This is a genomic window from Serpentinimonas sp. SMBJO2, from assembly GCF_056341105.1.
In genome coordinates, this window is record NZ_CP150628.1 from 1,472,288 (window position 1) to 1,494,061 (window position 21,774).

Annotated in this window: 16 protein-coding genes and 1 other RNA gene; 11 read left to right on the forward strand and 6 right to left on the reverse strand. The window is 68.4% G+C overall.

The window, feature by feature from the left end:
* Positions 1–60 precede the first annotated feature (60 nt).
* The 4 genes from ssrA to ompA all read right to left on the reverse strand — a co-directional run bounded on the left by ssrA (position 61) and on the right by ompA (position 2,750).
* Positions 61–449, reverse strand: a transfer-messenger RNA (tmRNA) gene (gene ssrA / locus AAAZ40_RS06855).
* Positions 450–457: 8 nt separating this feature from the next.
* Positions 458–1,132, reverse strand: coding sequence for an HAD-IA family hydrolase (locus tag AAAZ40_RS06860; protein WP_476659665.1), 675 nt, complete (start codon positions 1,130–1,132; stop codon positions 458–460).
* Positions 1,133–1,142: 10 nt separating this feature from the next.
* Positions 1,143–1,856 carry a bifunctional 2-polyprenyl-6-hydroxyphenol methylase/3-demethylubiquinol 3-O-methyltransferase UbiG gene (gene ubiG / locus AAAZ40_RS06865; RefSeq protein ID WP_476659666.1) on the reverse strand — a complete coding sequence of 238 codons (714 nt, stop codon included), beginning with the start codon at positions 1,854–1,856 and terminating at the stop codon, positions 1,143–1,145.
* 159 nt (positions 1,857–2,015) lie between these two features.
* Positions 2,016–2,750 carry an outer membrane protein OmpA gene (gene ompA / locus AAAZ40_RS06870; protein WP_476659667.1) on the reverse strand — a complete coding sequence of 245 codons (735 nt, stop codon included), beginning with the start codon at positions 2,748–2,750 and terminating at the stop codon, positions 2,016–2,018.
* Positions 2,751–3,046: 296 nt separating this feature from the next.
* Here ompA and gyrA point away from each other — a divergent pair, with 296 nt between their 5' ends.
* The 11 genes from gyrA (at position 3,047) to AAAZ40_RS06925 (ending at position 18,280) form a co-directional block, all read left to right on the forward strand.
* On the forward strand, positions 3,047–5,770 hold the full coding sequence (gene gyrA, locus AAAZ40_RS06875) for a DNA gyrase subunit A (RefSeq protein ID WP_476659668.1): 2,724 nt from the start codon (positions 3,047–3,049) through the stop codon (positions 5,768–5,770).
* A gap of 33 nt (positions 5,771–5,803) precedes the next feature.
* Positions 5,804–6,910, forward strand: coding sequence for a 3-phosphoserine/phosphohydroxythreonine transaminase (gene serC / locus AAAZ40_RS06880; protein WP_476659669.1), 1,107 nt, complete (start codon positions 5,804–5,806; stop codon positions 6,908–6,910).
* 142 nt (positions 6,911–7,052) lie between these two features.
* Positions 7,053–8,138 carry a prephenate dehydratase gene (gene pheA / locus AAAZ40_RS06885; RefSeq protein WP_231851238.1) on the forward strand — a complete coding sequence of 362 codons (1,086 nt, stop codon included), beginning with the start codon at positions 7,053–7,055 and terminating at the stop codon, positions 8,136–8,138.
* Between the two features lie 14 nt (positions 8,139–8,152).
* Positions 8,153–9,064 carry a prephenate dehydrogenase gene (locus AAAZ40_RS06890; RefSeq protein WP_476659670.1) on the forward strand — a complete coding sequence of 304 codons (912 nt, stop codon included), beginning with the start codon at positions 8,153–8,155 and terminating at the stop codon, positions 9,062–9,064.
* Between the two features lie 47 nt (positions 9,065–9,111).
* Positions 9,112–11,181: a bifunctional 3-phosphoshikimate 1-carboxyvinyltransferase/cytidylate kinase gene (locus AAAZ40_RS06895; protein WP_476659671.1), complete on the forward strand. Its 2,070-nt coding sequence runs from the start codon at positions 9,112–9,114 to the stop codon at positions 11,179–11,181.
* 122 nt (positions 11,182–11,303) lie between these two features.
* The gene (rpsA, locus tag AAAZ40_RS06900) at positions 11,304–12,983 is read left to right on the forward strand and encodes a 30S ribosomal protein S1 (protein WP_476659672.1); all 1,680 of its coding nucleotides are present in this window, start codon (positions 11,304–11,306) and stop codon (positions 12,981–12,983) included.
* Positions 12,984–12,990: 7 nt separating this feature from the next.
* A complete protein-coding gene (locus AAAZ40_RS06905; protein ID WP_476659673.1) occupies positions 12,991–13,290 on the forward strand; it encodes an integration host factor subunit beta in 300 nt (99 codons plus the stop codon).
* A gap of 240 nt (positions 13,291–13,530) precedes the next feature.
* Positions 13,531–13,821 (forward strand): lipopolysaccharide assembly protein LapA domain-containing protein, encoded by a 291-nt coding sequence (locus AAAZ40_RS06910; protein WP_476659674.1) that lies wholly within the window; start codon positions 13,531–13,533, stop codon positions 13,819–13,821.
* The gene (lapB, locus tag AAAZ40_RS06915) at positions 13,811–14,959 is read left to right on the forward strand and encodes a lipopolysaccharide assembly protein LapB (RefSeq protein WP_476659675.1); all 1,149 of its coding nucleotides are present in this window, start codon (positions 13,811–13,813) and stop codon (positions 14,957–14,959) included. Before AAAZ40_RS06910 ends, lapB begins: the two co-directional genes overlap by 11 nt.
* Before the next feature lie 37 nt (positions 14,960–14,996).
* A complete protein-coding gene (locus tag AAAZ40_RS06920; RefSeq protein WP_476659676.1) occupies positions 14,997–16,631 on the forward strand; it encodes an FAD-dependent oxidoreductase in 1,635 nt (544 codons plus the stop codon).
* Complete coding sequence (locus AAAZ40_RS06925) at positions 16,628–18,280, forward strand: acetolactate synthase large subunit (protein WP_476659677.1); 1,653 nt, start codon at positions 16,628–16,630, stop codon at positions 18,278–18,280. The genes AAAZ40_RS06920 and AAAZ40_RS06925 overlap by 4 nt, the downstream gene beginning before the upstream one ends.
* Positions 18,281–18,296: 16 nt before the next feature.
* On the opposite strand, the gene gcvP is transcribed toward AAAZ40_RS06925, so the two are convergent.
* The gene (gene gcvP / locus AAAZ40_RS06930) at positions 18,297–21,323 is read right to left on the reverse strand and encodes an aminomethyl-transferring glycine dehydrogenase (RefSeq protein WP_476659678.1); all 3,027 of its coding nucleotides are present in this window, start codon (positions 21,321–21,323) and stop codon (positions 18,297–18,299) included.
* A gap of 50 nt (positions 21,324–21,373) precedes the next feature.
* Positions 21,374–21,739: a glycine cleavage system protein GcvH gene (gene gcvH, locus AAAZ40_RS06935; protein ID WP_476659679.1), complete on the reverse strand. Its 366-nt coding sequence runs from the start codon at positions 21,737–21,739 to the stop codon at positions 21,374–21,376.
* Between the last annotated feature and the right edge of the window lie 35 nt (positions 21,740–21,774).

Here is a 21,774-nt window from a genome sequence, read left to right on the forward strand (position 1 = left end):
AAACCGGCGCGAACAGGCAAGAAAAAATCCCAACCGATGAGGGTTGGGATTTTGGGTATGTGGTGGAGCTGGGCGGGATCGAACCGCCGTCCGCAAGCCATCTGTGTGCAGTTCTACATGTGTAGTCGTCTGATTTGGGTCTCGCCAGGTGTGCCGCGCAGCGACACGCTGCACACCCTGCCAGCAACCTTGGGTCTTACCAGAGCGCAAGTTGCCCGCGCGCTGGCCAGCCGATGTGAATTACCTTGCAGCCGGGACGCCAACGGTATTGCTACCGCTGCCGCCCTTGCCCAGCCCATTGGCCGACTGTTGCAAGGCTCGCCGGGTTAAGCGGCGAGTGCGAAACGTTCGTCGTTTGCAGTTGCTTTTTTTCTGCTGATTTACGAGGTGACAGAACCTCGACATGCCCCGCAGCGCATCCGTTCCCACGTCGAAACCAATGCAGCCCCAGTACGGCTTAGTGTACACCCGATTGCAGAAAGTTCAACAGTTCGAGTGGGGCCTGGATGGTGGCGTCTGCTCCCCAGGTGTGGGGGTCGTCGGCGTGGCCGATGTAGCCGTACAGGGCCGCCACGGTGGCCATGCCGGCGGCGCGGCCGGCTTCGATGTCGCGCCGGTCGTCGCCCACGTAGATGCAGTGCGCGGGGGCGTAGCCCAAGCGACGCGCGGCTTCGAGCAGCGGGGCCGGGTGCGGTTTGGGGTGCGCCGTGGTGTCGCCACCGATGACCGTGCCGGCGCTGGCGAACAACGGCAGCGCGGCGGTAATGGGCAGGGCGAAGCGCTCGATCTTGTTGGTGACCACGGCCCACGCCATGCCGCGTTGGAGCAGCGCAGCAACCGTTTCGTTCACCTGCTCAAAGGCTTGGGTGCGCTGGTGCATGCAGCCTTGGTAGGTGTCGAAAAACTCGTGTTTGAGCGCATCGAAATCGGGGTGTTCGGGCCCCAGTCCTAGCGCGGCGTGGATCAACCCGCGCGCCCCGGCACCGACGGCGGGGCGGTAGTGCGCCAGCGGCAGCGGCTCCAGCCCGCGCGTGCGGCGCAGTTGGTCGGCGGCCCAGGCCAAATCGGGCGCGCTGTCGATCAGGGTGCCGTCGAGGTCGAACAGCACCGCGCGTACATGGGCAAATTTCATGCGGCGGGCTTTAAGCGGCGGGCCTTTGTGTGGCCACGAGGTAGTTGACGCTGGTGTCGGCGTCGAGCCAGTAGCGGCGCGTGAGCGGGTTGTACTGCAAGCCGCGCATGCCTTGCGCTTGCAGGCCGGCGGCGCGGCAGTGGCCCACCAGTTCGCTGGGGCGAATGAACTTGGCGTATTCGTGCGTGCCTTTGGGCAGCAGCTTGAGCACGTATTCGGCGCCGATGATGGCGAACAGGAACGACTTGGGGTTGCGGTTGAGGGTGGAGAAAAACACCCAGCCGCCGGGCTTGACCAAGGTCGCGCAGGCTTGCACCACCGACGCCGGGTCGGGCACGTGCTCGAGCATTTCCATGCAGGTCACCACGTCGTAGTGCGCGGGCCGCTCCTGCGCCCATTGTTCGGCGCTGATTTCGCGGTAGCTGACGTTCGGGGTTTCGGCCTCGAGCGCGTGCAACTGCGCCACCTTGAGCGCTTTGCTGGCCAAGTCGATGCCCAGCACCTGGGCGCCCTTGCGCGCCATGGCGTCGGCCAGGATGCCGCCACCGCAGCCCACGTCGAGCACGGTTTTGCCGCTCAAGGGGACGAGGGCTTCGATCCAGCCCAAGCGCAAGGGGTTGATCTGGTGCAGCGGGCGGAATTCGCTCTCGGGGTCCCACCAGCGGTGCGCGAGCTCGGAGAATTTGGCCAGTTCGGCCGGGTCGGCGTTGAGGGGTGTGTCCATGGCCAGATTATGGCTGGGCTTGCGGGTGCCTGCAAAAACCAAGTCTTGCAGCGTGGGTGCTGCGAACCACAGGTCCAAGGGCGAGGTCACGCCATGAAAAAACCGCCCCGAAGGGCGGTTTTGGAGTCGGTCGTGGGGCGCTTGGCCGGCAGACTGCGATCAGTTGCGGCGCGTGCCCACCACCTCGATCTCGACGCGGCGGTTCTGCGCCCGGCCTTCGCGGGTGCGGTTGTCGGCCACAGGCTGGGCTTCACCCTTGCCTTCGGTGTAGACGCGGTCGGCGCTGATGCCCTGGGTCACCAGGTAGGCCTTGACGGCTTCGGCGCGGCGCTCGGACAGGCGCTGGTTGTAAGCGGCGGGACCAGTCCAATCGGTGTGGCCAACGGCGATGATGACTTCGAGGTTGATCGGGCGGATCTTGTCCACCAAGTCGTCGAGGCGAGCCCGGCCTTCGGGCTGCAGCACGGCGCTGTCGAAGGGGAAGAAGGCATCGGCCGAGAAGGTGACGCGCGCAGCGGCCACTGGGGCTGGAGCAGGGGCCGGGGCCGGGGCGGCCGCAGGCGCCGGTGCTGGAGCCGGAGCGGGAGCAGGTGCTGGCGCAGGAGCTGGGGCGGGTGCAGGTGCCGGAGCAGGAGCCGGGGCCCGGGCGGGCGCCGGAGCCGGTTGCGGCACGATCCAGCCGTCGCAGCCCGGAGCAGCCGTGGCCGGCGTCCAGCTGGCGTTGCGCCAGCACAGGCGGTCGGCGCTGCGCCAGACGGAGCCGTCGGTGGCGCGCCAGTTGTCGATCGTGGCGGTGGCGGGGGCGCCGTGGTTGTGCGCGTGTGCCGGCAAGGCAGCAACGGCGGTCAGGGCAACTGCGGCAAACAAGGCAGCGACATTGTTCAGTTTTTTCATTGCATTCCTCGTAGAAGTGGGTAGACTGGAATTCAACCGAAGCACGACTGCCTCGCCCGAAGGTGCACACATTGTGCCACAAGCAAATTGCATGGCGCTTCTGATTGTGCGCCAGACCGGCACCACGAAGCCGCCGCAGGAGTCGCCAATGTTGCAGGGCAGCAACATGATCAGGGTTTTTACTAGGCTCCAGGGGCGGCAAGGGCCGATCTTGGGCGTATGCGCGAGGTTTCCGAGCCGCCAGCGCCAGCGCCTAAAATCGCGGATTGCCTTCCCGTTGCCAACCTTGCCGCGCCATGACTTCGTTTGCCAAAGAAACCCTGCCCATCAGCCTCGAAGAGGAGATGCGGCGCAGCTACCTCGACTACGCCATGAGCGTGATCGTGGGCCGGGCGCTGCCCGATGCGCGCGACGGCCTGAAACCGGTGCACCGGCGCGTGCTGTTTGCCATGCACGAGCTGGGCAACGACTGGAACCGGCCCTACAAAAAATCGGCGCGCATCGTCGGTGACGTGATCGGTAAGTACCACCCGCACGGCGACAGCGCGGTCTATGACACGATCGTGCGCATGGCCCAGGACTTTTCGCTGCGGCATCTGCTGGTCGATGGCCAGGGCAACTTCGGTTCGGTCGATGGCGACAACGCCGCCGCCATGCGTTACACCGAAATTCGCCTGTCCAAGATCGCGCACGAGATGCTGGCCGACATCGACCAGGAGACGGTGAACTTTGGCCCCAACTACGACGGCAGCGAAAAAGAGCCGCTGGTGCTGCCGGCGCGGCTGCCCAATCTGCTGGTCAATGGCTCGACCGGCATCGCCGTGGGCATGGCGACCAACATCCCGCCGCACAACCTGAACGAAGTCGTCGATGCCTGTCTGCACCTGCTGCGCCACCCCGAGGCCAGCGTCGATGACCTGATGGAGATCATCCCGGCGCCCGATTTCCCCACCGCCGGCATCATCTACGGCGTGCACGGCGTGCGCGAGGGCTACCGCACCGGTCGCGGGCGGCTGGTGATGCGCGCCAAATGCCACTTCGAGGACATCGACCGCGGCCAGCGCCAGGCCATCGTGGTCGATGAACTGCCGTATCAGGTCAACAAGAAGACGCTGCAAGAGCGCATGGCCGAGCTGGTGAACGAGAAAAAGATCGAGGGCATCAGCCACATCCAGGACGAGAGCGACAAGTCCGGCATGCGGCTGGTGATCGAGCTCAAGCGCGGCGAAGTGCCCGAGGTGGTGCTCAACAACCTGTACAAGCAGACCCAGCTGCAGGACACCTTTGGCATCAACATGGTGGCCCTGATCGACGGCCAGCCCAAGTTGTGCAACCTCAAGGAGTTGATCGAGGTCTTTTTGCAGCACCGGCGCGAGGTGGTGACGCGGCGCACCGTGTTCAAGCTGCGCAAGGCGCGCGAGCGCGGCCATGTGCTCGAGGGGCTGGCGGTGGCGCTGGCCAATATCGACGAGTTCATCCGCATCATCCGCGAGTCGAGCACGCCGCCGATTGCGCGCACCGAACTGATGGCGCGGCGCTGGGACAGCGCGCTGGTGCGCCAGATGCTCACGCGCACGCACGCCGACGGCAGCCGCGTCAACGCCGACGACTACCGCCCGGACGCGCTCGAGCGCGACTTGGGCATGCAGCCCGATGGCCTGTACCGGCTCTCCGAGACCCAGGCGCAAGAGATTTTGCAGATGCGCCTGCAGCGCCTGACTGGGCTCGAGCAAGACAAGATCGTGGCCGAGTACCGCGCCGTGATGGCCGAGATCGACGATTTGCTGCACATTCTGGCCACGCCGCAGCGCGTGTCGGTGATCATCGGCGAGGAGCTGGACGCGATCAAGGCCGAGTTTGGCCAGACCAAGCTGGGCGCGCGCCGCAGCACCATCGAGCACAGCGCCCACGACCTGTCAACCGAAGACCTGATCACCCCGACCGACATGGTGGTCACGCTCAGCCACGGCGGCTACATCAAGAGCCAGCCGCTGAACGAGTACCGGGCGCAAAAGCGCGGCGGGCGCGGCAAGCTGGCCACCGCCACCAAAGAGGACGACTGGATCGACCAGCTGTTCATTGCCAACACGCACGACTGGATTTTGTGCTTTTCCAACCGCGGCCGCCTGTACTGGCTCAAGGTCTGGGAGGTGCCCTCGGGTTCGCGCGGCGCCCGCGGGCGCCCGATCGTCAACATGTTCCCGCTGGCCGAGGGCGAAAAGATCAACGTCGCGCTGGCGCTCACCGGGGCCCACCGGCGCTTCCCGGCCGATCAATACGTGTTCATGGCCACCGCCATGGGGACGGTGAAAAAGACGGCGCTGGATGAGTTTTCCAACCCGCGCAAGGCCGGCATCATCGCCGTCGATCTGGACGAGGGCGACTTCCTGATCGGCGCTGCGCTCACCGACGGCCGCCACGACGTGATGCTGTTCTCGGACGGCGGCAAGGCGGTGCGCTTCGACGAAAACGACGTGCGCCCGATGGGCCGCAACGCCCGCGGGGTGCGCGGCATGATGCTCGAAGAAGGCCAGCGCGTGATCGCCATGCTGGTGGCCGAGGCACCCGACGAAGCGGGCGGCGCGCAAGCCAGCGCCACCACCCCGGCGGCGCGCGCCAGCGTGCTGTGCGCGACCGAAAACGGCTACGGCAAGCGCACCGCGATCAGCGAATACACGCGCCATGGCCGCGGCACCAAGGGCATGATCGCCATCCAGCAAAGCGAGCGCAACGGCCGCGTGGTGGCAGCGACGCTGGTGCACCCCGACGATGAGATCATGCTCATCACCGACAGCGGCGTGCTGGTGCGCACCCGGGTGGCCGAAATCCGCGAAATGGGCCGCGCCACCCAAGGCGTGACGCTGATCGCCACCGACGCCGGCGCCAAGCTCAGCGGCTTGCAGCGCGTGGTGGAAAACGACGCCGCCACCGAACCGGCCGCCGATCCAGACGCCAGCCCCGACGCCAGCCCGGATGCCACCGATCCCGACGCCGACCCCAGCACCAACCCCAGCGCTTGAGCCGCAGCGCCCACCCTCTAGCCCCCATTGCCCATGAGCCGCCCCTACAACTTTTCCCCCGGCCCGGCCACGCTGCCCGAATCGGTGCTGCAACAGGCCGCCGCCGAAATGCTCGACTGGCGCGGCAGCGGCATGAGCGTGATGGAGATGAGCCACCGCGGCCGCGACTACGGCCTCATCATCGAGCAATGCGAGGCCGATCTGCGCGAGTTGTTGGCCATTCCGCCCCACTACCGCGTGCTGTTTTTGCAGGGCGGGGCGCAGGCGCAAAACGCGGTGCTGCCGCTCAATCTGGCCGCGCTCAAGCCGCAGCGGCAGATGGATTACGTGGTCACCGGCAGCTGGAGCCAGAAGTCGGCCGAGGAAGCGCTGAAATACGGCGACGCGCAGGTGGTGGCCAAGGCGGACGGCTACACCCATATCCCCAACCCCGCCACTTGGCGGCTGCGCCCACAGGCCAGCTACGTGCACCTGTGCAGCAACGAGACCGTGCACGGGGTCGAGTTTCACCAGCTTCCCGACTTGCACGCCTTGGGCAGCGAGGCGCCGCTGGCGATCGATTTTTCTTCGCACGTGCTGTCGCGCTCGCTGGACTGGAGCCGGGTGGCGCTGGCCTACGGCGGGGCGCAAAAAAACATCGGCCCGGCTGGCCTGACGCTGGTGGTGCTGCGCGAAGATCTGCTGGGCCACGCGCTGCCGATTTGCCCAAGCGTGTTCGACTACCGGCTGCAGGCTGCCAACCAGTCGATGCTCAACACCCCGCCGACCTACGCCATCTACATCGCCGGCCTGACGCTGCAGTGGATCAAGGCGCAGCGCGAGGGCGAGTTGACCGGGCTGGCCGCCGTGGAGGCGCGCAACATCGCCAAGGCGCAGTTGCTCTACGACTGCATCGACGGCTCGCAGCTGTACCTGAACCGGGTCGATCCGGCCTGCCGCTCGCGCATGAACGTGCCGTTTTTCTTGCGCGACGAGTCGCGCAACGCCGCCTTTTTGGCCGGAGCGGCCGAGCGCGGGCTGCTGCAGCTCAAGGGCCACAAAATGGTGGGCGGCATGCGCGCCAGCCTCTACAACGCCATGCCGCTGGCAGGCGTGCAAGCGCTGGTGGAGTGGCTGCGCGAGTTTGAGCGCCAGTCATAAACCCCACCGCAGACCACACCCCATGAGCCTGCCTCACCCTGCCTCTTCGAGCGCGGCTGCTTCAGGGCCAGCCGATCCAACAGCCGCCGCGCCTGTTGCTGGCCCGGCAGGTCTGCCAAGCCCGGTCGCTGAAAACCCGGTCGTGCAAACCCCAGCGCTGGCCGACCTGCGGCTGCAGATCGACACGCTCGACGCCCAGCTGTTGGCGCTCTTGAACCAGCGCGCGCGCGTGGCCGAGCAGGTGGGGGCGATCAAGCGCGCCGAGGGCTCGCCTTTTTTCCGCCCGGACCGGGTCGCGCAGGTGATCGAGCGCCTGCAGGCGCGCAACCCCGGCCCGCTGCTAAACCAGCACGTGGGCGCGATCTGGCGCGAGATCATGTCGGCCTGCCTGGCGTTGGAGGCACCGCAGCGGGTGGCGGTGCTGGGGCCGGCGGGCACCTTCAGCGAGCAGGCGGCGGTGGAGTATTTTGGCAGCGCCGCCAACCTGATTTTTTGCAGCAGCTTCGACGAAGTCTTTCACGCCACCGCCGCCGGCACGGCGCAGTTTGGCGTGGTGGCGATCGAAAACAGCACCGAAGGCGTGGTCACGCGCTCGCTCGACTTGTTTTTGCGCTCGCCGGTGCACGTGGTGGGCGAGGTCAGCCTGCTGATCCGCCACAACCTGCTGCGCCAGTGCAACGCGCTCGAGGGCATCGAGGCCGTGCTGGCGCACCCGCAGGCGCTGGCGCAGTGCCAACAATGGCTGACGCGGCACCTGCCGCAGGCCGAGCGGCGCGCGGTCGAGAGCAACGCCGAGGGCGCGCGGCTGGCGGCCGCCAACCCGGCTTGGGCGGCGCTGGCCAGCGAGCGCGCCGCGGCCCAGTTTGGCCTGCACATCGTGGCGCACGCGGTGCAAGACGAAGCCTACAACCGCACCCGTTTTGCCGTGATCTGCCTGCCGCAGACCATGGCCATGCCACCGCCTTCAGGGCGCGACTGCACCAGCCTGGTGCTGTCGGTGCCCAACCGCCCCGGTGCCGTGCACGATCTGCTGGTGCCGCTCAAGCAGCACGGTGTGTCGATGACGCGCTTCGAATCGCGCCCGGCCAAATCGGGCCAGTGGGAGTATTACTTCTACATCGACCTCGCCGGCCACCCTACGCAGCCGAACGTGGCTGCGGCCTTGCAGCAGTTGCAGGGCTTGTGTGCCTTTTACCAACTGCTCGGGGCCTACCCGGTGGCCGATTGAAGGGGGCGGTGGCGATGTTCGAACAACTCGGTCTGATCGGCTGCGGCCTCATGGGCGGCTCCTTTGCGCTGGCGCTCAAGCGCGCCGGCCTGGTGCGGCGCGTGGTCGGCTACAGCAAATCGCCCCTCACCCTGAGCCGGGCGCGGGCGCTGGGTGTGATCGACGTCGAAGCGCCGTCGGCGCTGCTGGCGGTCTCGGGGGCCGACCTGGTGCTGCTGGCGCTGCCGGTGGCGGCCACCGAAGACACCTTCAAGGCCATTCGCCACCTGCTCGGGGCGCAGGCGCTGCTCATGGACGTGGGCTCGACCAAGGCCGACGTGGTGGCGGCGGCCCGGCGCACCCTGGGCACGCATTTGCCGCAGTTCGTGCCCGCGCACCCGATCGCCGGCAAGGAGGTGGCCGGGATCGAGCACGCCGACGCCGAGCTGTACCGGGGCTGCCAAGTGATCCTGACGCCGCTGCCCGAAACCGCAGCGCAGCAGAGCGCGCGCGCGCAGCAGCTCTGGCAGGCGCTGGGGGCGCAGGTGCGCCTGATGGACGCCCAAGACCACGACGCCGCCTACGCCGCCGTGAGCCACTTGCCGCACCTGCTGGCTTTTGCGGCCGTCAATGCGCTCGGGCAGCAGCGCGCCGGACGGCAGTGGCTGGAGCTGGCCGGCCCTGGGTTCAGGGATTTCAGCCGCATCGCCGCCAGCGACCCGGTGGTCTGGCGCGACATTTTGCAGGCCAACGCGGCCGAGGTGCTGGCGCAGTCGCGCCAGTTTCGGGCCGCGCTCGACGCGCTCGAGGCGGCCATGCAGCACAGCGACGGCAGCGCCCTGCAAAAGCTGATCGCGCACGCCAGCGCGTTGCGCAGCCAGTGGCAGCCGGCGTCAGGCTGCACACCACCCGCCGCCCCAGGCACAGAGCCCGCGCATCGGCCCTAGGGCGTCGCCAGCGCAGGCAGCCACCGCACCGCAGCCCATCGTTCACCATGTACCAGACCGCCTTTCTCGACTTGCCCCCCCTGATGAGCGCCGCTGGCCGGGTGCGGCTGCCGGGCTCCAAGAGCATCTCCAACCGCGTGCTGCTGCTGGCCGCGCTCAGCGCCGGCTGCACCACGCTGCACGAGGTGCTCGAATCCGACGACACGCAAGTCATGCTGGCGGCCCTGCGCGCCCTGGGCTGCCGCATCGACGCCACGGGCGCGCAGACGCTGCAAGTGCACGGGCTGGGCGGCCAGCTGGTGCAGCGCCAGGCGCAACTGTTTCTGGGCAACGCCGGCACCGCCATGCGGCCGCTGACAGCGGCGCTGGCGCTGCTGGCGGCCACCCAGGGCGCGCAGTTCGATCTTGCCGGCGTGGCGCGCATGCACGAGCGTCCCATCGGCGATTTGCTCGACGCGCTGCGCCAGCTCGGCTGCCCGGTGCAGTGTCTGGGCCAGCAGGGCTACCCACCGCTGCGCGTGGGCGACGGCGCGCGGCATGCGCTGCGGCTGGGCGAGGCCATTCGGGTGCGCGGCGACGTCTCGAGCCAGTTCCTCACCGCCTTGCTGCTGGCGCTGCCGCTGGTGAGCGCTCGGCAGTCGATGGTGATCGAGGTGCAGGGCGAGCTGATCTCCAAGCCCTACATCGACATCACACTGGCCATGCTGGCGCGCTTTGGCGTGCAGGTGCAGCGCGAGGGCTGGCAGCGCTTTGTCATCCCGGCGGGCAGCCAGTACCGCTCGCCCGGCGCGCTGCACGTCGAGGCCGATGCCTCGTCGGCGAGCTACTTTCTGGCGCTCGGGGCCATCGCGCCGCCCAGCCCGGGCAGCGAGGGCTTGCGCATCGAGGGCGTGGGGCTGGATTCGATTCAGGGCGACATCCGCTTCGTCGATGCCGTGCGCGCCATGGGCGCCGAAGTCGCGGGCCAGCCCAACGCGCTGTGCGTGCGCCGCGGGCGCTGGCCGCTGCGCGCCATCGACCTCGACTGCAACCACATCCCCGACGCCGCCATGACGCTGGCCGTGCTGGCGCTGTACGCCGACGGCCCGAGCGTGCTGCGCAACATCGCCAGCTGGCGCGTCAAAGAGACCGACCGCCTGGCCGCCATGGCCTGCGAGCTGCGCAAGCTCGGGGCCCAGGTCGAGGAGGGCGCCGACTGTCTGCGCATCGAGCCCCTGCCCGCCGACGGCAGCGGCTGGCGCCGCGCCAGCATCCACACCTACGACGACCACCGGGTGGCGATGTGCTTTGCCCTGGCGGCCTTCAACCCGGCGCGCCTCAAGGTGCGGATCGAAGACCCGAAGTGCGTCGCCAAGACCTTCCCCGATTTTTTCGAGACCCTGTTCGCGGTCTGCCAAACCGACGCGGCCCACATCCCGGTGCTGTGCATCGACGGGCCCACGGCCTCGGGCAAGGGCACGCTGGCCACCGAGCTGGCGCAGCGCCTGGGCTACCACCGGCTCGATTCCGGCCTGCTGTACCGGCTGCTGGGCCTGGCGGCCGCGCGCGCCGGCATCGACACCCGCACGCCGGCCTTGCAGCAGCCGGGCGGCGCTGCGGCGCTGGGCCAGCTGGCGCGCGACCTGCCGCTGCGCTTCGAGGGCCAGCAAGTGTGGCTGGGGGACGAGGAAGTGAGCGCTGCCCTGCGCAGCGAAGCCGCCGGCATGGCGGCCTCGCGCGTGGCCGCGCTGCCCGAGGTGCGCGCGGCGCTGCTGGAGCTGCAGCGCAGCTTCAGGCGCCTGCCCGGCCTGGTGGCCGACGGGCGCGACATGGGCACGGTGGTCTTTCCCGACGCCGCGCTCAAGGTCTACCTCACCGCCAGCGCCGAGCAGCGCGCCCAGCGGCGGCAGCAGCAACTGATGGCGCAAGGCATCCCTGCTACAATGGCAGACCTTTTGGCTGACCTTCAGGCGCGCGATGAGCGCGATCGCTCGCGCAGCGCCGCGCCTTTGAAGCCAGCCGAGGAAGCCCGCCTACTGGACAACTCCGAGCAGCGCATCGAGCAATCGGTGCAGCAGGTGCTCGACTGGTGGCAGGCGTGCAACTCAGGCCCCAACGGCCCCGCCGGCTGCCTCTGACAGCCGCAGGCCCGAGGGTTCACAACCATGAAACCCGCAGCGCCCGCTGGCCCTGCGTTTTTGTATCCGCCGCATGCCTTGTAATGGTTCCCTCGCGAGGCGCACGCGGCCCAGGAAGCCCCATGTCTGAATCCTTTTCCGCCCTTTTTGAAGAATCGCTCAAGCGCGCCGAAATGCGCCAGGGTGAGGTCATCACCGCCGAAGTCGTGCGCATCGAGCACAACCACGTCGTGGTCAACGCCGGCCTCAAATCCGAAGCCTACGTGCCCATCGCCGAATTCAAGAACGATCAGGGCGAACTCGAAGTCCAGGCCGGCGACTTCGTCTCGGTGGCCGTGGAAGCGGTCGAAAACGGCTACGGCGACACCATCCTGAGCCGCGACAAGGCCAAGCGCCTGGCGTCGTGGATGGCGCTCGAGCGCGCGCTCGAATCGGGCGACTTCGTCACCGGCACCACCAGCATCAAGATCAAGGGCGGCCTCAAGGTCATGGTCAACGGCATCAGCGCCTTCCTGCCCGGTTCGCTGGTCGACAGCCGCCCGACCAAGGACCTCACCCCCTACGAGAACAAGACGCTCGAGTTCAAGGTCATCAAGCTCGACCGCAAGCGCAACAACGTCGTGCTGTCGCGCCGCGCCGTGGTCGAAGCCTCGATGGGCGAAGAGCGCGCCAAGCTGCTCGAAACCCTGCGCGAAGGCGCGATCGTGCACGGCGTGGTGAAGAACATCACCGAATACGGCGCCTTCGTCGATCTGGGTGGCATCGACGGCCTGCTGCACATCACCGACATGGCCTGGCGCCGCGTGCGCCATCCGTCCGAGGTGGTGCAGCCGGGCCAGGAAGTCACGGCCAAGGTGCTCAAGTTCGACGCCGAAAAACAGCGCGTCAGCCTGGGCCTGAAGCAAATGGGCGACGACCCCTGGATGGGCGTGGCGCGCCGCTACCCGGCCAGCACGCGCATGTTCGGCAAGATCACCAACATCGCCGACTACGGTGCCTTCGTCGAGCTCGAGCCCGGCATCGAAGGGCTGGTGCACGTCTCCGAAATGGACTGGACCAACAAGAACATCGCCCCCAACAAGCTGGTGGCGCTGGGCGACGAGGTCGAGGTCATGGTGCTCGAGATCGACGAAGACAAGCGCCGCATCTCGCTGGGCATGAAGCAGTGCCGCGCCAACCCGTGGCACGAGTTTGCCGAAGCCACCAAGCGCGGCGACCGCGTCAAGGGCCCGATCCGCTCGATCACCGACTTTGGCGTGTTCGTCGGCCTCGCGGCCGGCATCGACGGCCTGGTGCACCTGTCCGACCTGTCGTGGAACGAACCCGGCGAAACCGCAGTGCGCAACTTCAAGAAGGGCCAGGAAGTCGAGGCGATCGTGTTGGGCGTCGATGTCGAGCGCGAGCGCATCAGCCTGGGCATCAAGCAGCTCGACGGCGATCCGTTCACCACCTTTGTGTCGATGAACGACAAGGGCGCGACCGTGGTCGGCAAGGTCAGGAGCGTGGACGCCAAAGGGGCCGAGATCGATCTGGGCTCCGACGTGGTCGGCTACCTGCGGGCCTCTGAAATCGCCCGCGACCGGGTCGAAGACGCGCGCAACGTGCTCAAAGAGGGCGACGAAATCACGGCCGTGGTGGTCAACGTGGACCGCAAGACGCGCAACATCCAGCTCTCGATCAAGGCCAAGGACATGGCCGAGCAGCAAGAGGCCATGGCCAACCTGAGCCAGCAAAACGCGGGCAACGCCGGCACCACCAGCCTGGGGGCCTTGTTGCGCGCCAAACTCGACAACAACGGTTGATGCGGCCATGACGCGCAGCGATTTGGTGCAAGCCTTGGCCGAGCGCTTTGCTCAGTTGGGTCAGCGCGACGCCGAATTGGCCGTCAAAACCATCCTGTCGGCCATCGCGCAAGCCTTGGCCCAGGGGCAGCGCGTGGAAGTGCGCGGTTTTGGCAGCTTCACGCTCAGCGAGCGCGCGGCGCGCATCGGGCGCAACCCGCGCAGTGGCGAGAGCGTGGCCATCGAGGCCAAGCGCGTGCCGCATTTCAAACCCGGCAAGGCCCTGCGCGAGCAGGTCGATGCCGGGGGCGGCACCCCTGCCACATAAAACCCAGCCCTAGTGTGGCGTTGCGCGCTATCTGGAACATAAAACCGCGCCTTTTCGTCCCTGCTGTCGTTGCAAATCCGCGCCATAGTGGCACTATGGCTGTGGTTTGCGCCTAAGCAGGGCCAAAAATCCATCGGTTTTATTTGTCCCCTCAAGCGCGCAACACCACACTAGCGCAGAGGGTGCAGGTGTGACGGGCTGGTCGGCCCGTTACAATCTTGCTCACCACTGGGGGCAAGCGTGAATTACCTCTCGTGGCTGCTCAAGGCAGCCCTTTTTTTTGTCGTCTTTGCGTTCGCGCTCAACAACCAAGGCGCCGTGCGCGTGCATTGGTTTTTTGGCGCCTATTGGGACGCCCCGCTGGTGCTGGTGGTCTTGGCCGCCCTGGTGCTGGGGCTGGCATTGGGTGTGGCGGTCATGACCCCGCTGTGGCTGCGGGCGCGCCGCGCCGCGCGGGCGGCAGCGGCGCCACCGGCCAACCAAGCCGAAACCAAAGCCAGCGGCGGCGAACTGCCCCCCCATGGAATTTGACCTGATCAGCCTGCTCTGGGGCCTGCCGGCGGCGTTTGCGCTGGGCTGGCTGGCGTCGCGCTTCGACTTGCGCCAGATGCGGCTGGAAAACCGGCGCGCACCCAAGGCCTACTTTCGTGGTCTGAACCACCTGCTCAACGAGCAGCACGATCAAGCCATCGATGCCTTCATCGAGGCCGTGCAAAACGACCCCGACACCTCCGAGCTGCATTTTGCGCTCGGCAATCTGTTTCGCCGCCGCGGCGACTACGACCGCGCCGTGCGGGTACACGAACACCTGCTGGCGCGTGCCGATCTGTCGGCGCACGAGAGCGCACGCGCGCGCCATGCGCTGGCTCAGGATTTTCTGAAGGCGGGCTTGCTCGACCGGGCCGAGGCGGCGCTGTTGCGGCTCGAAGGCACGCCGCTGCAGACCGACGCCCGGCTGGCGCGGCTGGCGATCTACGAGCGCACGCGCGACTGGGAGCAGGCCGCTGCCATGGCCGAGCTGCTGGAAGACGCCGGTCGCGGCAGCTTTCAATTGCGGCTGGCGCATTACCGCTGCGAGCAAGCCGCCACCTTGCGCCAGCAGCAGCACACCACCGAGGCGCTGGTGCTGCTCGAGCAACTGGTGCAGCGCATCCCCGAATCGGCGCGGGCATGGGTGCAGTTGGCCGATCTGCGCCACAGCCTGCAGCAAACCGAAGGGGCCTGGGCGGCCCTGCAGGGCATGGTGCAGCATGCGCCGGGGCATCTGCCGCTGGTGGCGCACAACCTGGCGCTGTGGGGCAAGCGCCTGGGGCACACGCAAGCCGTGCGCGCCCTGCTGCAGCAGTGGAGCGAGCAGCACGCCGCCTCGCTCGACGTCACCCAAGCCCTGGTCAGCCTCGAGGACGATGCACAAGCCGCGCGCGCCCTCTACCTCGAACACCTGCGCCGCGAACCCTCGCTGGTGGCCGCCAGCCTGTGGCTGGGGGGCGCGCACTGGGGATCGCCTGCAGAACAAAAGCTCGTCAAGCCCGCGCTCGAACGCGCCTGCGAGCCACTCAAGCGCTACCGCTGCGCCGGCTGCGGCTTTGAGGCGCGCCAGTATTTCTGGCATTGCCCCGGCTGCCAGAGCTGGGACAGCTACCCGCCCCTGCGCATCGAAGAGATCTGAACTCCAGCCACCCAGCCACCCAGCCTGCAGCCCCACCATGCCCAGCCAGCCACGCAGCCAAATCTTGATCGTCGGCGCCGGGTTGGCCGGTTTGGTCACGGCCTTGGAGTGCCTGCGCGCTGGCCGCAGCGTCACGCTGCTCGACCGCGACACCCCGCAGCGCCTGGGCGGCCTGGCGCGTTGGGCTTTTGGCGGCATGTGCCTGGTCGATACCCCGCTGCAGCGGCGCCAGCGCATCCCCGACAGCCCCGAGCGCGCGCTGCAAGACTGGCTGCGCTTTGGCGAGCTCGATGCCAACGAGCTGTGGCCGCGGCGCTGGGCCGAACACTACGTGCAGCGCAGCACGCCCGAGGTCTATGAGTGGTTGCTCGGGCAGGGCCTGCGCTTTCTGCCCGCTGTCAACTGGGTCGAGCGCGGCCAGTACGGCGAGGGCAACAGCCTGCCGCGTTACCACGTGCTGTGGGGCACCGCCGCGCACCTGACGCAAACCGTGATCGCCGCCTTGCAGCACGCCGGGCGCAGCAGTGGCGCGGCACGGCTGCAGTTGCTGCACCGGCAGCGCGTCACCGAACTCACGCAGCAGGCGGGCCGCATCAACGGCGCCCTCGCCATCGACGAAAACAGCGGCGCCGAGCAGTTTTTCGAGGCCGATCAGGTGGTGCTCGCCACCGGCGGCATCAACGGCAGCCTGGAGCAGGTGCGCCGCCACTGGCCCACGGCTGCCACGGGCGCGGCTGCACCGAGCGAACTGCTCAACGGCGCCCACCCCTATGCCGACGGCGCGCTGCATGAGCGCGTGCAGGCCTTGGGTGGCCTAGTCACGCACGCCGAGCGGATGTGGAACTACGCCGCCGGGGTGCCGCACCCGCAACCGCATTTTGCCGGCCACGGGCTCTCGCTCATTCCGTGCAAATCGGCGCTCTGGCTCGACAGCTCTGGGCGGCGCATCGGGCCACAACCCTTGGTCACGGGGTTTGACACCCACGACCTGTGCCAGCGGGTGGCGGCGCAGCCGCGCGGCTACACGTGGCAGTTGCTCAACTGGCGCATCGCCGCCAAGGAGCTGGCGATTTCGGGCGCCGAACACAACCTGCAGATCCGCGAGCGGCGCTGGCTGGCGTTTCTGCGCGAAACCCTGCTCGGCAACCACCGGCTGGTGCGCCAGATGCTGGCCGAAAGCCCGCATTTCATCGCCGCCGACACGCTGCCCGAGCTGGCGCAGCGCATGAACGCGCTGGCCGGCAACCCAGATCTGGCCCCCGGCACCCTAGAAGCCACCGTCGCCGCCTACGACGCCCAGTTCAGCGCCGGGCTGGCGCACTGCAACGACGAGCAGATCCGCCGCATTCTGCACGCCCGCCTTTGGGGGCCCGATCGGCTGCGCACCTGTGCGCCCGCCCCCTTGAGCCAGCGCGGGGCCGGGCCCTACATCGCGATCCAGTTGCGGCTCATCAGCCGCAAAAGCCTGGGCGGCTTGCAGACCGACTTGCACAGCCGGGTGCTGGACGCGCACGGCCAGCCGCTGCCCGGACTGTACGCCGTGGGCGAGGTGGCCGGATTCGGTGGCGGCGGGGCCTGTGGCAAACGCTCGCTCGAGGGCACCTTTTTGCCCGCCTGCATCCTGACGGCGCGTGCCGCGGCGCGCCACATCAACCAAGAAGCCACGCCATGAACGGTGCCCAAGCCTTGCTCAAATCCCTGGTCGATGCCGGGATCGACACCTGTTTCACCAACCCCGGCACCTCGGAGATGCACTTCGTCGCCGCGCTCGACCGCACACCGCAGATGCGCGCCGTGCTCACCTTGTTTGAGGGCGTGGCCACCGGGGCCGCCGACGGTTACGCGCGCATGGCCGACAAACCCGCCGCCACCTTGCTGCATCTGGGTTGCGGTTTGGGCAACGGGCTGGCCAACCTGCACAACGCCCGCAAGGCGCGGGTGCCGCTGCTCAACATCGTCGGCGACCACGCCCGCAGCCACGTGCAGCACGACGCGCCCTTGCAGTCGGACATCGAAACCGTGGCGCGCAACGCCTCGGCTTGGGTGCGCACCTCGGCCAGCACCCAAGCGCTGTGCCACGACGCCACCGAGGCGCTGGCCGCCTGCATCGGCCCGCCGGGTGCCGTGGCCACCCTGATCCTGCCCGCCGATGTGTCGTGGAGCGAGGGCGCGCAGCCGCAAGCCTTGGCCTTGGCTGCCGCGCCACCTTTGGCCAGCACCGCCAGCCTCGAGCGCTTGGCCCGCGTGCTGCAAGGCCCGGGGCGCAAGGCGCTGCTGCTGGGTGGGCGCGCACTGCGCCAGCCGGCCCTGCTGGCGGCGGCGCGCTTGGCCGCACACGCCGGGGTGGAGCTGTTTGCCGAAACCTTCCCAACCCGCCTGCAGCGCGGGGCCGGCCTGCCCGCAATCGAGCGCATCGCCTACTTGGCCGAACTGGCCTCGGTGCAATTGCGCGGGCTCGCGCATTTGATCCTGATCGACGCCAAAGAGCCTGTCTCGTTCTTTGCCTACCCCGGTCAAGCCAGCCGCTTGGTGCCTGATGGTTGCACCGTGCACACCCTGTGCAGCGCCGAGCAAGACGTGGCTGCCAGCCTAGAGCAACTGGTGCACACCGCAGGCGCGGCGCAAGCCACGCCCGCCTTGCAGCCAGTCCAGCGCCCCACGCGCCCGAGCGGCAAGTTCAACGCCGACAAGGTCTGCAAAGCGCTTGGGCACCTGCTGCCCGAGCGCGCCATCGTCGTCGATGAAGCGCAAACCTCCGGTCTGCTGCTGCCGCTCTACACCGCTGGGGCGCCGGCGCACGACCTGCTGACCCTCACCGGCGGCGCGATCGGGCAGGGCCTGCCATGCGCCGTGGGGGCGGCGCTGGCCTGCCCGGACCGGCCGGTGATTGCGCTCCACGGCGACGGCTCAGCCATGTACACCCTGCAAGCGCTCTGGACCATGGCGCGCGAGCAACTGCATGTGATCAACATCGTTTTCAACAACCGCAGCTATGCGATTTTGAACATGGAGCTGCAGCGCGTCGGCGCCGAGGCCGGCGGCAGCGTCGCGCAGCAGCAGTTCGACCTGAGCCAGCCGGCGCTGGACTTCGTGGCGCTGGGGCAAGGCATGGGCGTGCCCTCGCGCCGGGCCAGCAGCACCGAGGAATTTCTGGTTGCCCTCGAACACGCCTTGGCCACACCGGGCCCGCACCTGATCGAAGCCGTGGTGCCGCGCTCGGTCAGCGGTCTGAAGCTGCGCCTGTTGCCCTATCTGCTGCGCTCGCTGCGCCACTTGCCACGGCCGCTGGCGCTCGGCGTCAAGCGGGCCGTGGCGCCCTAGTCAGGCCGATCGCCCATCATTGCACCTCTTCCAGCGGCGGGCAGGTGCAGAACAGGTTGCGGTCGCCATAGACGTTGTCCACGCGCCCGACCGGGGGCCAGTACTTGCCGGCCAAGGCGCTGCCGTGCAAGGCGGCGCCGACTTCGCGCGGGTAGGGGTGCGGCCAGTCGCTGCGCGTGAGTTGCGCGGCGCAGTGCGGGGCGTTCTTGAGCGGGTTGTCGTCGCGCGGCCAGTGGCCGGATTCGATCTGGGCGATTTCGGCCCGGATGGCGATCATGGCGGCGATGAAGCGCTCGATTTCGGCCAGCGGCTCGCTCTCGGTGGGCTCGACCATGAGCGTGTTGGCCACCGGAAAGCTCAGCGTGGGCGCATGAAAGCCGTAGTCGATCAGGCGCTTGGCCACGTCTTCGGCCATCACGCCGCAGCTTTCCTTGAAGTGGCGCAAGTCCAGGATGCACTCGTGCGCCACGTGGCCGCTGTCGCTGGCGTACAGGGTGGGGTAGTGGGGGGCCAGGCGGCGGCTGATGTAGTTGGCGCTCAGGATGGCGCTCTCGGTGGCGGCGCGCAGGCCGTCGGCGCCCATCATGCGGATGTACATCCACGAGATCGGCAACACCGCAGCGTTGCCCAAGGGCGCAGAGGAGATGGCCCCCACGCTTGGCTGCTGCGCAGCCGCGCTGCCCCCCGAGGGGGCGCTCGCCAGCTTGGGGCGGCCCGGCGCTGGCGAGGAGATGGCCCCCACGCTTGGCTGCTGCGCAGCCGCGCTGCCGGTGTAGGCGCCGACGGCGGCGGCGCTGGCGTGGCCGGGCAGGTAGGGCAGCAGATCGGGCACCACGCACACCGGGCCGACGCCGGGGCCGCCGCCGCCGTGCGGGATGCAGAAGGTCTTGTGCAGGTTCAGGTGGCTCACGTCGCCACCGAACTCGCCCGGCGCCGCCAGGCCCACCAGCGCGTTCAGGTTGGCGCCGTCGATGTACACCCGGCCGCCGTGGCGGTGCACCAGCGCGCACAGCTCACGCACCGAGGTCTCGAACACGCCGTGGGTGCTGGGGTAGGTGATCATCACGCACGCCAGCCGCGCGCTGTATTGCTCGCACTTGGCTTGCAGATCGGCCATGTCCACATTGCCGGCGGCGTCGCAGCGCGTCACCACCACTTGCAGCCCCACCATCTGCGCCGTGGCCGGGTTGGTGCCGTGCGCCGACTGCGGAATCAGGCAGATGTCGCGCTGGCCCTGTCCGTTCGCGGCCTGCCAGGCGCGGATCGCCAACAGGCCGGCGTATTCGCCTTGCGAGCCGGCGTTGGGCTGCAAGCTGATGCCCGCGTAGCCGGTGGCTTGGCACAGCCAGTGCCGCAGTTGCTCGTCGAGCAGCCGGTAGCCCTGCATCTGCGCCGCCGGGGCGTAGGGGTGCAGTTGGGCAAACTCGGGCCAGGTGATGGGGATCATCTCGCTGGTGGCGTTGAGCTTCATGGTGCACGAGCCCAGCGGGATCATGCTGCGGTCCAGTGCCAGATCGCGATCCGACAGCGAGCGGATGTAGCGCAGCATCGCGGTTTCGCTGTGGTGGCGGTTGAACACCGGGTGCGTGAGGATGGCGCTGCGCCGGCGCAGCGCGGGCGGAATGCGCGCCGTGGTATCGTGTTCCAGCGCACCCAGGCAGGTGAGCGCGTGCGCGCCGTCGGCCAGCAAGGCCCAGAGCTGGTGCAAATCGGCGCGGGTGCAGGTTTCGTCGAGGCTGATGCCCACCCAGGCGGCGCGCTCGCCCACGTAGCGGCGCAGGTTGATGCCGGCGGCCACGGCGCGCTGGTGCAGTTGCTCGGCGGCTGCGGCGCTGCCCAGGTCGAGTGTGACGGTATCGAAGGCGCTGTGGTGCACCAGGCGCGCCCCGAGTTGCTCGAGCCCAGCGGCCAGGATGGCGGTGTAGCGCGCCACGCGCTCGGCGATGCGGCGCAGGCCCTGCGGGCCGTGATAGACCGCGTACATGCTGGCGACGACGGCCGGCAGCACCTGGGCGGTGCAGATGTTCGAGGTGGCTTTTTCGCGCCGGATGTGCTGCTCACGCGTCTGCAGCGCCAGCCGGTAGGTGCGGTGGCCGTGGGCATCCACACTCACTCCCACCAAGCGGCCGGGCAGCGAGCGCTTGAAGGGCTCGCGGCAGGCCAGATAGGCGGCGTGCGGGCCGCCCGCGCCCATCGGCATGCCCAAGCGCTGGCTGCTGCCAAACACGATGTCGGCCCCCATCTCGCCCGGGGCCTTGAGCACGGCCAGCGCCAGCAGGTCGGTGGCCAGCAGCAGCGCCGCGCCCTTGGCGTGGATCAGGTCGGCGCTGGCCTGCCAGTCGGCCAGCCAACCGCTGCTGCTGGGGTATTGATTCAGGGCGGCAAAGTAGTCGTCTTGCTGCAGCGCGGCCAGCCACTCGGGCTCGGAATGCACCAGTTGCACCACCAGGCCCAGCGGTGCGGCGCGGGTCTGCAGCACCTCGATGGTTTGCGGGTGGCAGTCGGCGCTGACCAAAATCGTGTGCCCGCTGGCCTTGACCGAGCGCTTGGCCAGCGTCATGGCTTCGGCGGCGGCCGTGGCTTCGTCGAGCATCGAGGCGTTGGCGATGTCCATCGCCGTGAGGTCGCAGACCAGGGTCTGGAAGTTGAGCAGCGCCTCCATGCGGCCCTGCGAAATCTCGGCCTGATAGGGGGTGTAGGCGGTGTACCAGGCCGGGTTTTCGAGGATGTTGCGCAGAATCACGCCCGGCGTGTGGGTGCCGTGGTAGCCCTGACCAATGAAGCTGCGCAGCACCTGGTTTTGCTGCGCGATGGCCTTGAGCTCGGCCAGCGCCGCGGCCTCGCCCACGGCCGGCGGCAGCTGCATGGGCTCGGCGCGCACGATGCCAGGCGGCACGATGGCGCCGATCAGGGCGCGGCGCGAATCCGCACCGATGCAAGCGAGCATCTGCGCCTCATCGGCGGCGCTCAGGCCGATGTGGCGGGCGTGGAATTCGGTCGGCTGCTCGAGCTCGCTCAAGCTGGGTAGGACAGGGTGGGTCATCGCGGGCGGGCAGGGGGATGGGGCGGTGCGGCTGCGGGTTGGGGTGGTGTTTACTGGGTCAGCTGGCCGTAGGCGGCTTCGTCGAGTAGGGCGTCGAGCTCGGCCGGTTGGCTCAGGCGCAGCTTGAAAAACCAGCCCGCGCCCATTGGGTCGGTGTTGGCCAGGGCCGGGTCGGCGCGCAGCGCTTCGTTGACTTCGAGCACGGTGCCACTCACCGGCATGTAGAGGTCGGCGGCGGCCTTGACCGACTCGACCACGCCAGCGACCGCTTTTTGCTCCAACTGCGCGCCGACTTCGGGCAGCTCCACAAACACCACATTGCCCAGCGCGTCCTGGGCGTGGGCGGTGATGCCGACGGTGGCGCAGTCGCCATCGAGGCGCAGCCATTCGTGATCGGGGGTGTATTTCAAGCTCATGGGGGGTGCTCCATTCGGGGGTGGGGGTTGGGTCG